Source organism: Microbispora catharanthi (genome assembly GCF_006334915.2).
In the GTDB taxonomy this organism is placed as follows: Bacteria; Actinomycetota; Actinomycetes; order Streptosporangiales; family Streptosporangiaceae; genus Microbispora; species Microbispora catharanthi.
Genome location: NZ_VDMA02000016.1, coordinates 107,078 through 120,707 on the forward strand (window position 1 = coordinate 107,078; position 13,630 = coordinate 120,707).

A 13,630-nucleotide genomic window follows, 5' to 3' on the forward strand; every position below is an offset into this window, starting at 1 on the left:
CGGCGCCGCCTTCGGCTTGCGCGAAAGCCGCACTTCGATATCACACCATGTGATGGACTGATCAGATCATGGCCATTCTCCCGGCGCGCTCAGGAAGTAAAAGCCGGCGCATTCCGGGATCGCGAACGAATGGGGGCGCATCGTGATGGAGCGGCGACCAGGCCACGGGCGTCGCTTACCGAAGAGGCATGCGGAGCGTGATGGTTCCGGCTTATGGCGTCGATCGCTACGAAAGCCGATTACGTGGGTATTAGGCACAATAGCCGCCGTACTGACGGCGACCATCACCGCTGTCGCCACGGATGCCTCGAAAGAGCTCCTAGACATCGGAGAGGCCACGAAAGGAGCATCCCCGGCCCCCGCTCATGCTCGGAGCTCTGGCGCAGGCGCCTCACCCCACGGCCTGCCGAGTGCTGCGGCGGGCCCGAATGCGGTGTCCGTGAAGCCGGTGCTGATGGACAAGCTGTATCCGGACAACAACTCATGGGTGTTTCCCGACAGGAAGAGCCTGCCGGAAAAGCAGGTTCGGTCGATCAATGAGAGGTTCCTGAGCGGCAACGAGTACGACGAATACATGCGCGGGCTAGGCGCCGTGGATACCGAAGGGGTCAATCTGACGGTGGTTGTCGAGGGTGCCCGACCATATCCGGTACGGGTACTGGACATGCGCGTCGAGAAGCGATGCGTGAGCCCCGGTGGCGTCCTCTTCTTCTCGCCCACGCAGGGGGCGGAGAAGAGCACGGCCATCGGTTTCGATCTCGACCGGCGGGACCCGGAGCCGCTGATACCCGGCGACGAGAGTGATCCGAAGGAGTGGAAGGGGAACTACTTCGATCAGCACACCGTGAGCCTCAAGCCACAGGAGCAGGCGGTGTTTCGGATCCGAGCGGTGACGGATGCCGGCTACTGCGCGTTTCGCGTGGTGCTCGTCGTGGCGGACAAGGGTCGTCTGGTCCGCCAGATGCTGGACGACGGCGGCCGTCCGTTCCGGGTGTGTGGACTGAAGGAGAGTTCGCGCGCCAAGGGACTGTTCTCAGAGTTCGACGGACTGTACGTAGGCGGAGTCTTCAACATGAAGGACAGTGATGGGAGATTCGCCAGGCGTGACCCCGGACGGTGGCAGGCGACCGACGGTTAGGCGGCGCCGATCCGGGGCGGCCCGGGCGGTCCGATCCCGGCGTTTCGGGGCACGTGAGTAGGCATGGCAGAGCAAGTCAGCGCCTTCGACGCGCAGTTCCTCAACTTCGAGACGGGCACGAACCTCGCCCACATCGCGGCGCTCACGATCCTCGACCCCTCCGGCAGGCCCGGCGGCGCGCTGAGCCGCGAGGACCTGATCGGGCTGCTCAAGCGGCGGCTCCATCTCGCGCCGCCGCTGCGCAGGCGGCTGGTCGAGGTGCCCTTCGGGCTCGACCACCCCTACTGGGCGGAGGACCGCGAGGTCGACTTCGACTACCACGTAAGGGACCTGGCGCTGCCTCCCCCCGGCGACGACCACAAGCTCGCCGAGCAGGTCGCCCGGCTGCACGGGGCACGGCTCGACCGGGGACGGCCCTTGTGGGAGATCTACCTGATCCACGGCCTGACCGGGGGCCGGGTGGCGATCTACACGAAGGTCCACCACGCCGCCGTCGACGGCGTCACCGGGGCCGAGGTGCTGGCCGCGCTGATGGACTTCAAGCCCGAGCCGGCCGCCGTTCCCGCCCCGGAGACCGCGGCCGAGCCGCAGCGGGCCCCCGACGCGGTGGAGATGGTGATCAGGGGCGTGGCTCGAGTGCTGGACAACCCGTTCGCCCTGCTGCGTTTCATCGCCGAGGCGGTGCCGCGGCTGGACGAGGTGCCGTTCGTGGCGCAGCTCCCGGGGGCGGGGGTGGTCTCGCGGTTCGTCCGCGGCATCGGCGGGGGGGACGCCGAGCCCCTGCCCGAGCTGCCCCGCATGGTGGTGCCGCGCACGCCGTTCTCCGGGCCGATCTCGCGGCACCGCCGGTTCGCCTTCGGCCAGCTCCCCCTGGACGAGGTCAAGCGGATCAAGAACGCCTTCGGCGTCACCGTGAACGACGTCGTCATGGCGATGTGCGCCACGGCGCTGCGGCGCTGGCTGGCCAAGCGCGACGAGCTGCCCCGTCAGCCGCTCGTCGCCGGGATCCCGGTCTCCACCCGGGGACAGGCCTCCAACGGCTCGGCCGCCAACGAGGTCATGCTGACTATGACCACCCTGCCGACGGACGTGCCCGACCCGCGCGACCGGCTGCTGTCGGTGAACCGCTCGATGGGCCTGCTCAAGGAACGGCTCGCCGCGGCGCCGGCGGCCTGGCTCCTGGAGTTCAGCCAGGCGATGCCGGCCGCGTTGAGCGCGCTGGCGGCGAGGTCCGCCTTCAGGATCGCCTCGCGTAGGGCCTCCGCCATGAACCTGCTGGTCTCCAACGTGCCGGGGCCCCAGACGCCGCTCTACGTGTGCGGGGCGCGGGTCACCGCGCTCTACCCGATGTCGGTGATCACGGACGTCAGCGGGGGGATCAACATCACGGTGTTCTCCTACGACGGCAGGCTCGGCTTCGGAATCGTCACCGACCGCGACATGGTGCCCGACGTGTGGGACCTCATCGACTACCTGCGCGACTCGCTGGCCGAGTACGGTGCTCTGGCGGCCCCGCCCGCGCCGGGCACGGCGAAGCCGGGAAAGCGCGCGGAGCCGGGAAAGCGCGCGGAGCCGGGAAAGCGCGCGGAGCCGGGAAAGCCCGCGAGGCCGCGAAGGACGGCGAAGGCGGGCGCGGCAGCGGCGCGCGGCGCGGGGGCGGCCGACGGGCCGCCGCAGGAGCAGGGCACGGCACCGAAGCCGAGGCGGACCCGCAAGCCTCCGGAGCCGCCGCCCGCCTGATGCCTCCGGTCGCCTGACGCCTCCGCCTCCTCGCCCATGCCGGGCACCCGGAGGGCGGCGGTCAGGAGGAGAAGGCGCCCGTGGGGTCCGGTCCGGCCTGGTCTGCGCCGAGTCCGGACGTGGAGCCGGGGATGGCGGGGGGCCGCGCTCCCTGGTCGCCGTCTCCCAGCGTCAGCGCCGCGATCCCGGCCGTGAGCAGCAGGGCGAAGACGGCGGCGATCACGGCGAACACGATCGACTGGCGGGACATGCCGGTGCGCGGCGGGAGTGGGGGAGTGGACCCTCGCCGGGGGCTCTGCGGCCGGTGCCCGTCCGGCCGATGACCGGAGGGCCGGTGCCCGCCTGGCGGGGGGCCCGGCACCGCGTTCGGCGCGGTCGCCGCGCGGCGCAGGTCCTGACCGCTCGCGGGAACGCCTCCGGCCGGGCCGGTGAGCGAGTGCCCCGGCGCGGCGGGAACGCGGGTCTCGACAGGCCGCCGCTCCCCGGGGTGCCGTCCGGTCACCGCGGCGGGCCAAGAGGGGGGCGGAACGGGCCCGGAGGGGGACGGGGAGCCCCACCCCGGGACGCCGCCTCGGTCCCCGGACGCGGCGGGATGCGGGTGATCCTCCGAGGCGGAGCCGTCCGGCGTCAGGGCGGCGAGCGCGTCCCGCAGCCCGGTGGCCGTCGCGATCCGCTGGGCCGGATCGGTCTCCATGCCGTGGCGCAGGACGGCGGTGAGCGCGGCGGGCACGCCGGGGATATCGGAGATCGGCAGCCGGTGCAGCGCCATGATGGCCGCGATGTTCACCACGCCGCTGTCCGGGAATCGCGGCGGCCTGCCCTGGAGCAGGGCGTACAACGTGGCCGAGAGCGCGTACACGTCCCCGGCGGCCGTGGGCTCGGTGAGGTCGAACGCCTCCGGCGGCGCGTAGGCGGGCGTGAGCGACTCGCGCGTGACCGACATCTCGCCCCGCGCCGCGCCGCCCTGCCCCGGCATCGTGGCCAGCCCGAAGTCCGACAGGGCGACCATGCCGTACGAGTTGACCAGGATGTTGGCGGGCTTGACGTCGCGGTGGAGGACACCCACGGCGTGGGCGGCGGCCAGCGCGTCGGCGATCTTGATGCCGATGTCGCGCACCTCGCGGGGGCCGAGCGGGCCGGCGTCACGCAGGCGGTCGGCCAGCGACCCGTTCGGGCACAGCTCCAGCACCATGTACGGCCGGCCGTCGGGCAGCACGCCCGCGTCGTAGACGTCGGCCACGTGCGGGTGGCCGGACAGGGCGCCGGCGGACGTCACCTCGCGCATGAACCTGCGCCGGTCGCGGTCGGAGACGAGCACGCGGTTGTCGACCTTGAGCGCGACCTCGCGGCCCACCGCGAGCTGCCTGGCCCGGTACACGACCCCGAAGCCTCCCTGGCCCAGGATTCCGAGCACCTCGTAGCCCGGCACCAGCGGTCCGCCCGCCTCGCCCACCCCGCACCTCCAGAGGACCCGGCGGAACCGTGACACCACAAAAAACCGGACCAGAAAACCCGCGTCCGGCACATTACCGGAGTGATCGCCCATAGGGCCCGGTCTTGATCCAGGAGACGCGGAATCGGCACCTATGCTGTGCTCATGACGGGGCTCACGACGGGTGGCACGGCGGGAGGCATGGCGGGAGGCACCACGACGGGCGGCCGGAGCCCGGAGCGGCGCAGGGACCTGCTCGACGCGGCCGACCGGGTGATCCGCAGAGAGGGCCCGCAGGCGTCGATGGCCGCGATCGCGGCGGAGGCGGGGATCACCAAGCCGATCCTCTACCGCCACTTCGGCGACAAGAGCGGCCTGTACCAGGCGCTCGCGGAACGCCACACGCGCGTCGTGATCGACCTGCTGCGCCCGGAGTTCGCCAGAGCCATGGCCGACCCCCGGGTCCGCGCCCGGGGCGCCATCGAGGCCTACCTGGAGACCATCTCGGCCAACCCCAACCTCTACCGCTTCCTGTTCCACCGGGCCAGTGCCGAGGACTGCCGCACCCGCACGCAGATGGCCGCCATCGTGCGCAGCGTCGGCGAGGAACTGGGAGCGGCGCTCGCGGAGGAGGGCGTCGCCGACCCGGTACGCGCCCGGGTGCTCGGCCACGCGTTCGTCGGCATGGTGCAGGCGATCGGCGACTGGTGGCTGGAGAACCCCGGGCTCGACCGCGACACGGTGGTGGACAGCCTTGCCGACGTGATCGCCGGGGCGCTCACGTCCTGACGCCGCCTCCTCCCGTTAGCCGAAATCAGGTCAGATAACGCCCAAATCCGTTTAAGGGCCCCATCGTGGCCTTAGTTGCGCATGCCCGTGAAACATCGATGTCACCCGGTCGGGGTAATTTAGTTGCGCTAACTAACTGTCCGTCCGTCGCGCGCTGCGCGGAAACAGGCCGCGCGCTGTACGGGCCAAGAGGAGGGGAACCACTCCGTGGCCGTAGCGAACCAGTCCCTGGCGGGGGCGTCGCCGCAGTCGGCGCCGTCCTCGCGGTACAAATGGATCGCGCTGTCCAACACCACCCTCGGCGTCCTGATGGTGACGATCAACCAGTCCATCGTGCTGATCGCCCTTCCTGACGTCTTCCGCGGCATCCACCTGAACCCGCTCGACCCCGGCAACACGGGCTACCTGCTGTGGATGATGATGGGCTTCATGGTCGTCACGGCCGTGCTGGTGGTGATGTTCGGCCGCCTGGGCGACATGTTCGGCCGGGTCCGCATGTACAACCTCGGGTTCGCGGTCTTCAGTCTGTGCTCGATCATGCTGTCGCTGACCTGGATGGACGGCGACGCCGGGGCGATGTGGCTGATCGGCTGGCGGGTCGTGCAGGGCGTCGGCGGCGCGCTGCTGTTCGCCAACTCCACCGCGATCCTCACCGACGCCTTCCCCGTGCGCCAGCGCGGCACCGCGCTCGGCATCAACTCGATCGCCGCCATCGCGGGCTCCTTCCTCGGCCTGGTCATCGGCGGGGTCCTGGCCCCGGTCGACTGGAAGGCGATCTTCCTGGTCTCCGTGCCGTTCGGCGTCTTCGGCACCGTCTGGGCGTACGTCAAGCTCAAGGACAACGGCGTGCGGCGCCGGGCGCGGATGGACTGGTGGGGCAACGCCACCTTCGCCGTCGGGCTCATCGCGCTGCTGGTCGGCATCACCTACGGCATCCAGCCGTACGGGACCGGCGTGATGGGCTGGGGCAACCCCTGGGTGATCGCCGCGCTCGGCGGGGGCGTCCTGCTGCTCGCGCTGTTCGCCTGGATCGAGACGAGGGTGGACGAGCCGCTGTTCCGGCTCTCGCTGTTCCGCAACCGCGCGTTCCTCGCGGGCAACATCGCCAGCCTGCTGACCGCCCTCGGACGCGGCGGCCTGCAGTTCATGCTGATCATCTGGCTGCAGGGCATCTGGCTGCCGCTGCACGGCTACAGCTTCGAGGAGACGCCCCTGTGGGCGGGCATCTACATGATCCCGCTGACGGTGGGCTTCCTGCTGTCGGCGCCGGTCTCCGGCTGGCTGTCGGACCGGTTCGGGCCGCGGATGTTCACGGTCGGCGGCGCGCTGGTCACCGCGGCGAGCTTCTACGCCCTGATGACCCTGCCCACGGACTTCGGCTACGGCGTCTTCGCGCTGCTCATCCTGATCAACGGCCTCGGCTCCGGCCTGTTCTCCTCGCCCAACCGGGCGGAGATCATGAACTCGGTCCCGGCGGAGTCCCGCGGCGTCGGCGCGGGCATGACCGCCACCTTCCAGAACTCCTCGATGGTCCTGTCCATCGGCGTGTTCTTCAGCCTGATGATCGCGGGCCTGTCGCAGTCGCTGCCGCACACCATGCACGACGAGCTGGTGGCCCAGGGCGTGCCCGCCGCGCAGGCCGAGGGCCTCGCCCAGCTGCCGCCGATCGCCGTGCTGTTCGCGGCGTTCCTCGGATACAACCCGTTCCGGCAGCTTCTCGGCGGCGTCCTGGACCGGCTGCCCGACGGCGGCGCCCACCTGACGAGCAAGGAGTTCTTCCCGCACCTCATCGCGGGCCCCTTCCACCAGGGCCTGGTCATCGCCTTCTGGTTCGCCGTGGCCGCGTGCGTGGTGGCGGCCCTGTCGTCGCTGCTGACCGACCGCGTCGGCCGCGGGCACCGCGCCGCCGCCCACGAGTCGCTCGGCTCCGAGCTCGCCGCGGTGGCCGGCGAGGCCGGCCTGGCCGGCAACGAGCTGGTCATCCCGGACGAGGAGTTCGACGCCCAGCGGGCCGCACCGGACACGACGAAGCCCTGACGGCCCCGCCGTGTCCCCGGCTCGTCCCCTGCTCGTCCTCACGGGGGCGCGGCGGGTCGGGCCGGCCCTCAGCGGGCCGGCACCCCGGCGTACCGATAGGCGGGGTCACGCCGGAAGGGCGTCGAGAGGGTCGAGCACCACGACCGGGATGCGGCGCGGCGTCATGCCCTTGTAGACCTCGTAGACGGGGTGCCGCCGGCTCATCGTCCGCCACAGGCGTTCGTACTCCTCGCCCGTGGCCTCGGCGGCGCGCACCTTGAGCACGGTGAGCCCGCCGGCGCCGCCCACCTCGATCTCGGCGACGGGGTCGTCCCGCAGGTTGAGCCACCAGGCGGGAGTGGTGTCGTCGCCGCCGTTCGAGGCGATCACGACGAAGCGCCGGCCGTCCCTGCCGTACCCGACCGGCCGGGTCCGGGGCAGGCCGGTCCTGCGGCCCCGGGTCGTGAGGAGCAGGACGGGGATGCCGCGCATGGTGGCGGGCCTGCGCCCGCCGGTCCTGCGATAGGTGCGAACCTGCCAGTCGCAGATGTACTTGATCGCCAGGTTGAACAGGCGGGAGCGTCGTGCCATGTCCGCTCAGCTCCCGAAGACGATCCGCCGGCGGCGGCGGTGACCGGGACGGAGCAGTGTCAGCAGCAGGCTGAGGACCGGCCCCGCGAGCTTGCGGATGTGCGCCATCTCGTCCGGGCTCGCGTACCGGTCGACCCAGGCGAGCTCGAAACGCGGGTCGCCGCCTCTGAGTGATTTCTCCATCTCCTTCCAGTCGGCCGCCGAGACGTACTTCTCGATGACCGGGAAGATCCTGCGCTCCTCCTCTTCGATGTGCTCGTCGATGAGCTCCGAGAGCGTGCGCAGCGCGGCCGCCAGGTCACAGACGCCCCGGCCGCCCGCGAAGGCCCGAGCCGTCACGCGGACCCGGTCGAGCAGGGGATCGAGCTCCGAGTGGTCGTCGGAGAGATCGGTGAGGTCCACGGCGGCCCCCGCCGACCGCTCGATCACCGGCCAGACGACCTCGTCCTCCCTGGTGTGGTGGTGATGGATCGCCGCGCAGACGTCCTCCGCGTAACGGGCGACGGCGGCGACGCGGGCGGAGTCCGCCCGCGCGCGTCCCGCCTCGAGGTCCTCGGCGAGCGCGCGGAGCCGGTGCAGGTCGCCGCGCATCGCGCGGTGGATGATGCGGATCCCGGTGAGATCGGGAGTGTCCAACGTGAGCCTCCAAGATGTCCGAACTGGTCTCGGAAACCACGCTGGCCCCACCCGCTAAACGCCTGTTTGGCGACCACTTGGCGGTGCTGTCCTCACGATTTCAGCGTGTCGAGCGCCCGCAGCGCCTCCCCACGCCAGTGCGGCGAATCGAGCTGCCCGGCGACGTCGGCGGCCGTGGCGTAGTGCTCCGCCGCCGCGGCGGGATCGTCCAGAAACTCCGCCAGCCGCCCGAGCACGAGAGCGGTGGGGCCGAGCGTGATCGCCCCGGTGTCCAGGCCGGCCATCTCTCCCCGGAACGGGAGGAGAAGCCGGTAGCACTCCTCGGCCACCTCCCGCGCGCCGAGCGCCATCGCGGTGCCGGCGCGGAGCGCCACGTTGATCGTGTGATAGACCCACCGGGTCGGCCACCGGTCCGGCCAGGCGGACCTGGCCTCCTCGAGACGCCCTGCGGCGACCAGCGCGCTGACGTGGAACTCGTCGATCTCGTGCGCGATGTGATCGCGGGCGGCGGCGAGCTCGGCCACCGACTCGTGGGCACGGCCGCACGCGAGGCGCACGGTGAACCGGGCGAGGCTTCCGAAGACGCCGGCGTTGGACCCTCCGGCCTCTTCCAGCCGGTCGGACAGGGCCGTGTAGGCCGCCTCGGCCTGCTCGAACTCCCCCTTCACCAGGAGCCCGAGGGCGTCGAGGAACGCGATGATGGCCAGGACGAGGCCCAGCTGACCGCTGGTGGAGCATTCCACCGCCCGCGCGGCGTGCGCCTGAGCCGTGGCCCAGTCGTTGCGCCCGAGCGCGACCATCGCCAGCACGTGGTGACCGAGCGTCTGATAGCCGAGCAGCCCGGCGCGGACGGAGATCTCCAGCAGCTCGTGCCCGAGCGCCTCCAGTTCGCCGGGGCGGCCCGGCACGAACATCGCCCAGTAGCGCGCGTTGAGCGCCAGGCACAGCAGACGGGGGTCGCCGAGGTCGCGGGCGATCGCGACGGCCTCGGCACTCGCGGCCTCGACGAGCTCTTCGTCGTGACCGCCCATCTCGTGCGCCAGGGCGGCGAGCAGCCGGCAGCGCAGCTCGCCGGTCGTGCCCGGCAGGCAGCCGCGGATGGCTTCGACGACGTCGGCGTCGGCCTCGTGCTCGGTCTGCCAGACCATGGGCGCGTCGTTGGCGACCGCGGCACGGGCGAGAGCGAGCGGATCGCCGAGCCGCCTGGCCACCGCGAGGGCCTGATTGCGCGTGACCATCGCCCGCCCCTCGTCGCCGGCGCTCGCCTGCGCGGAGACCAGGCGGCACAGCAGGTCCAGCCGGAGGTCGTCCGCGGGCTCGGTCGCGAGATCCAGGGCCTCGAGCGCGCCCTCGAGCAGGGTCGCCGCCTCCCTGTGGGCGTACACGCCGGACGCCTGCTCGGCCGCCCTCCGCGCGTACTCCGCGGCCTCGCGCGCCGTGGCCGGCGTCGCGGCGGCCAGCGCGTGGTAGCCGAGCGCGCCGACGTCGCCCGGGTGCACCCGCTCCAGCGCGGTGAGGACCTTCGCGTGCAGCCGCGTACGGCGCAGCCGGGGGATGTCCTCGTAGAGGGTCTCGCGGACCAGGACGTGCGTGAACCGGACCCTGCCGGGGGCCGGCTCAGTGAGCAGCCCGGCGAGCACTCCCGCCTCCAGGCCGTCGAGGACGGTCTCCTCGTCGGCGTCCTGAACGGCGACCAGCACATCGATGTCGGCGTCCCGGCCCATGACGGCGGCGTTGCGCAGGGTCGTCCGCGCCGTCGCGGGCAGGCGGGCGATCCGCCTGCGGATGAGGTCGCGGACCCCGGGCGGCAGCGAGTGCGCCGCCGCCGCCCCCTCGGTCGCCAGCAGCCGGGCGGTCTCGGCCACGAACAGCGGATTGCCTCCGGTGCGCTCGGCGACCGTCCGGGCGGTGCCGGCGTCCACCTCCATGCCGGACCGTTCCACCAGCAGGCGCCGGACGTCGTCGTCGCCGAGCCCCTGCAGGGTCACGTTCTCGGCCGTCTGCACGGCCAGGGCGGCCCCGGTCGCCGTCAGGTCGTCGCCCGCCTCCGAGGGCCGGTGGGTCAGGACCACCAGGACCGGCGTGTCCGCCAGTCTGGCCGCCAGATGACGCAGCAACTCGAGAGTCGCGTCGTCGGCGCGGTGCACGTCCTCCAGCACGAGCAGCCGCGGACCCGGCACGCTCTCCAGGTAGTCACCCACCGCCTGGGCCAGCCGGAACTGCCCGGCGCCGGGGGAGTCCTCCTGCACCAGGGGCGCGAGCCGCGCCTCCGTACCCGGGTCCGGGGGGTGAGCGGCGAACAGGGTCCGCAGGACCTCGCTCCACGCCCACGCGGGAGGCACCCCGCCGAGCGTCTCCGGGCACCGGCCGACCGCGACCCGCCAGCCCTCGTCGCCGAGACGCCGGAGCAGGGCGTCGGCCAGCGTGCTCTTGCCCGCGCCGGGATCCCCGCCGACCCAGGCCACGCGAAAACCGCGCCCCGCCTGCTCGGCGGCGGAGACCAGGCGGGCGAGCTCCGCCGTACGGCCGACCATCCCGGGCGAGGCCGGTGCGGCCGGCGATGGAACGCCCGGTGCCGGGGTGGCCGGTGCCGGGGCGAGAGGCGCGGGCGTCGTGACGGCCTTCGGCGCGTCGAGGGCCTCGCTGTGCGCGAGGATGCCGGCCTCGAGAGCCCGCAGGGCGGGGCCCGGGTCCATGCCCAGCTCTTCGGCGAGCCTGGCCCTGGTCCTGCGCAGCGCCGCGAGGGCGTCGGCCTGCCGACCCGAGCGGTAGTAGGCGAGGGCCAGCAGCCGTACCGCGTCCTCGCGCAGCGGGTGGCCGGCGACGTGCCGCTCCAGCTCCGGCACGACCTCGGCATGCCGGCCGAGCGCGAGCTTCGCCTCCGCGCGATACTCGATGGCCAGGACCCGCAGCTCCTCCAGCCGCGCCGCCTCCGGCACCGCCCAGTCCTCGTCGCCGAACTCGGCGAAGGCGGCCCCGCTCCACAGCGACAGGGCCTCGTCGACCACGCGCAGTGCCCCCGGCGGATCCCCCTCGGCGAGGAGGGCCGACGCCGTGTTCATGAGCGTGGGGAAGCGCCACGCGTCGACGGCGCCGGCGTCGAGGTGCAGCACGTATCCGGGTGGAGCGGTCACCAGGACCTTCGCCGCACTGCGCGGCGCGCGGCCCGGTTCGAGGAGGCGGCGCAGGTTGGAGACGTAGACCTGCAGCGCGCCCAGCGCCTTCGGCGGGGGCTGGCCCTGCCACAGATCGTCGATGAACCGGTCGGTCGAGACGACATGGCCGCCGGCGCAGACCAGCCGCGCCAGCACCGCTCGCTGGAGCGGCGGTCCCAGGTCGGCCGGACGCCCGCCCACTTCGGCCCGGAACTGACCGAGAACCCACAAACGCACCATTTCCAGCAGAGCATAGGGATCGTTCCACGCCCCGGCATAGTCACGATTCGGCGGTGGCTGCCGCCGGCGGACGCTCCGGCTGAGAAGCGGGCGCGGCGGATTCAGACGGTGACGACGAGCTTGTTCGCGGAGACGCCGCCGCGGAGCCGCCGCAGCGCGTCGGGAATGCGGGCGAGTCCGTGGCCCACGACGGTCGCGTCCGGCGCGGCCCGATAGGCGCCGGTGGCGAGCGCGGCCGGGAGGAAGTCGACGTAGATTCCCGGTCCGACCTCGTTGTCCTTCAGGGTGCCGCCCCAGATTCCGCTCACCCGCACCCCCGGCCGGCGGGCTCTCGGGCCCCGGATGCGCGTGACCCACCCGGGCTGCGCCGACGCGACCCGCTTGCCGCCCGTGGTCCGGGACGCGATCGCGACAGCCGGCACGAGTGACCCGGATCCGATCGCGAGCGTGCCGGCGAGCGGACCGGCGCCGATCAGGTCCACGATCTCGCCGACGGCGGTGCGGCTGCGGCGGTCGACCACCTCGGCCGCGCCCAGCGATCGGAGGTAGTCGAAGTTGTGCGGTGACGCGGTCGCGACGACCCGGTAACCGGCGTTGCGGGCGAGCTGGATCGCGTTGCTCCCGACGCTCGTCGAACCGCCCCACACCAGCACCGTCTCCGACCGCTCGACGGGCTCTGCGGTCGGCATCGCAAGGCCGAGATGGTCCTGCTGGAACAGGCCGGTGGCCGCGGTCGAGAGCGCCAGCGGCAGCACGGCCGCCTGCTCGAAGGACAGCGAGCCGGGGATGGGGGAGACCATGTGCTGTATGAGCACGACGTAGTGCTGGAAGGCGCCCTCCGCCGCGCGGTTCTGCGACTTCTCGACACCGAACGCGTGCCCGAGAACGCGATCGCCCGGCCGCAGCCGCGTGACGCCCGTGCCGACCGCGACGACCTCGCCGGCGACGTCCGAGCCCACGACGGCGGGGAAGGTCAGCCAGGGCAGGACCACGCGGTACAGGAAGCCCGGTAAGGCGTCGACGGGATTCACGGCGACCGCCCGCACTCGCACGACGACCTCGTTCGCCGCCGGGGGCGTGTAGGGAGCGGACCCCACTTCGAAGCGCGCGCCTCGCTTCGGCAGCCCTTGCCTCGGAAGCCACAGTGCGACGTTCTGATCGCTCATCTCAAGGTCTCTTTCCTCTGCGTGATCGCTGGGCCGCGGCCTCGGATCAGGCGAGCCGCATGAGGAGACTAGACAGTGTCTAGAAACTAGTCAATGTCTACTTTAAGTATCATGGGGCGGTGTCCGATCGGCCTTTCCACCATGGCAATCTCCGTGCCGTGCTGCTCGACCAGGCGGAGGCGGTGCTTCGCGAGCGGGGGATCGACGCGCTGTCCCTCCGGGAACTGGCGCGTGAGGCGGGTGTCAGTCATGGAGCCCCCCGGAGTCATTTCGTGGATCGCAGCGCGCTCCTCGACGCGCTGGCGGAACGGGGCTTCATCCGGCTCGCCGACGAGATGCGCGAGGCGGTTTCGCGCGTGCCCGGAGACTTCGCACACGTCATTCGCGCGGCGGCCTCGGCGTACGTGAGCTTCGCCGTGCGGGAGCCGGCACTGCTCGATCTCATGTTCGCGGCGAAAGTGGACGGCCCGTCGGAGGCGGTGCGAAACGCCGCGCAGCGCCTGTTCGACACCATGACCGACATCATGAGCGCCGGGGTCCAGGCAGGCGCGTATGAGGCGGGCGAGGTCGGCCGGCTGACGCTGCTGCTGGCCGCGACCGTTCAGGGCATCTCGGCGCTCGTCACGTCTCGGCGGATCACGACGCCTCAGAGCGAGGCGCTCATCGACGACGCCGTCACTCGATTCCTCCGATCGCCGGCCGGAGCGTAGCCATACGCGGACACCCG

10 protein-coding genes are annotated in these 13,630 nt (G+C 72.1%); 5 read left to right on the forward strand and 5 right to left on the reverse strand.

Annotated features, from left to right (window positions below):
- Nucleotides 1-439 precede the first annotated feature (439 nt).
- Complete coding sequence (locus FH610_RS27535) at nucleotides 440-1,138, forward strand: hypothetical protein (RefSeq protein ID WP_139577938.1); 699 nt, start codon at nucleotides 440-442, stop codon at nucleotides 1,136-1,138.
- Between the two features lie 63 nt (nucleotides 1,139-1,201).
- Nucleotides 1,202-2,878 (forward strand): WS/DGAT/MGAT family O-acyltransferase, encoded by a 1,677-nt coding sequence (locus FH610_RS27540; protein ID WP_205826105.1) that lies wholly within the window; start codon nucleotides 1,202-1,204, stop codon nucleotides 2,876-2,878.
- Between the two features lie 61 nt (nucleotides 2,879-2,939).
- Here FH610_RS27540 and FH610_RS27545 read toward each other — a convergent pair whose 3' ends face one another.
- Nucleotides 2,940-4,331 carry a serine/threonine-protein kinase gene (locus FH610_RS27545; RefSeq protein WP_205826106.1) on the reverse strand — a complete coding sequence of 464 codons (1,392 nt, stop codon included), beginning with the start codon at nucleotides 4,329-4,331 and terminating at the stop codon, nucleotides 2,940-2,942.
- A gap of 144 nt (nucleotides 4,332-4,475) precedes the next feature.
- Here FH610_RS27545 and FH610_RS27550 point away from each other — a divergent pair, with 144 nt between their 5' ends.
- Both FH610_RS27550 and FH610_RS27555 read left to right on the forward strand, forming a co-directional pair.
- Nucleotides 4,476-5,099, forward strand: a complete 624-nt coding sequence (locus FH610_RS27550) for a TetR family transcriptional regulator (RefSeq protein WP_240809226.1) — start codon at nucleotides 4,476-4,478, stop codon at nucleotides 5,097-5,099.
- Nucleotides 5,100-5,306: 207 nt separating this feature from the next.
- Nucleotides 5,307-7,136, forward strand: a complete 1,830-nt coding sequence (locus FH610_RS27555; protein ID WP_240809227.1) for an MFS transporter — start codon at nucleotides 5,307-5,309, stop codon at nucleotides 7,134-7,136.
- Between the two features lie 105 nt (nucleotides 7,137-7,241).
- Here FH610_RS27555 and FH610_RS27560 read toward each other — a convergent pair whose 3' ends face one another.
- The 4 genes from FH610_RS27560 to FH610_RS27575 all read right to left on the reverse strand — a co-directional run bounded on the left by FH610_RS27560 (nucleotide 7,242) and on the right by FH610_RS27575 (nucleotide 12,903).
- Nucleotides 7,242-7,706 (reverse strand): nitroreductase/quinone reductase family protein, encoded by a 465-nt coding sequence (locus FH610_RS27560; RefSeq protein ID WP_139577940.1) that lies wholly within the window; start codon nucleotides 7,704-7,706, stop codon nucleotides 7,242-7,244.
- A gap of 6 nt (nucleotides 7,707-7,712) precedes the next feature.
- Nucleotides 7,713-8,342, reverse strand: a complete 630-nt coding sequence (locus FH610_RS27565; RefSeq protein WP_240809228.1) for a hemerythrin domain-containing protein — start codon at nucleotides 8,340-8,342, stop codon at nucleotides 7,713-7,715.
- A 92-nt stretch (nucleotides 8,343-8,434) separates the two neighbouring features.
- Complete coding sequence (locus FH610_RS27570; protein ID WP_139577941.1) at nucleotides 8,435-11,737, reverse strand: ATP-binding protein; 3,303 nt, start codon at nucleotides 11,735-11,737, stop codon at nucleotides 8,435-8,437.
- A 101-nt stretch (nucleotides 11,738-11,838) separates the two neighbouring features.
- Entirely contained in the window at nucleotides 11,839-12,903 is a 1,065-nt protein-coding gene (locus FH610_RS27575) for a zinc-binding alcohol dehydrogenase family protein (RefSeq protein ID WP_139577942.1), read from the reverse strand.
- A 158-nt stretch (nucleotides 12,904-13,061) separates the two neighbouring features.
- On the opposite strand from FH610_RS27575, the gene FH610_RS27580 reads away from it, so the two are divergent.
- Entirely contained in the window at nucleotides 13,062-13,613 is a 552-nt protein-coding gene (locus FH610_RS27580; RefSeq protein ID WP_205826107.1) for a TetR/AcrR family transcriptional regulator, read from the forward strand.
- Nucleotides 13,614-13,630: the final 17 nt, after the last annotated feature.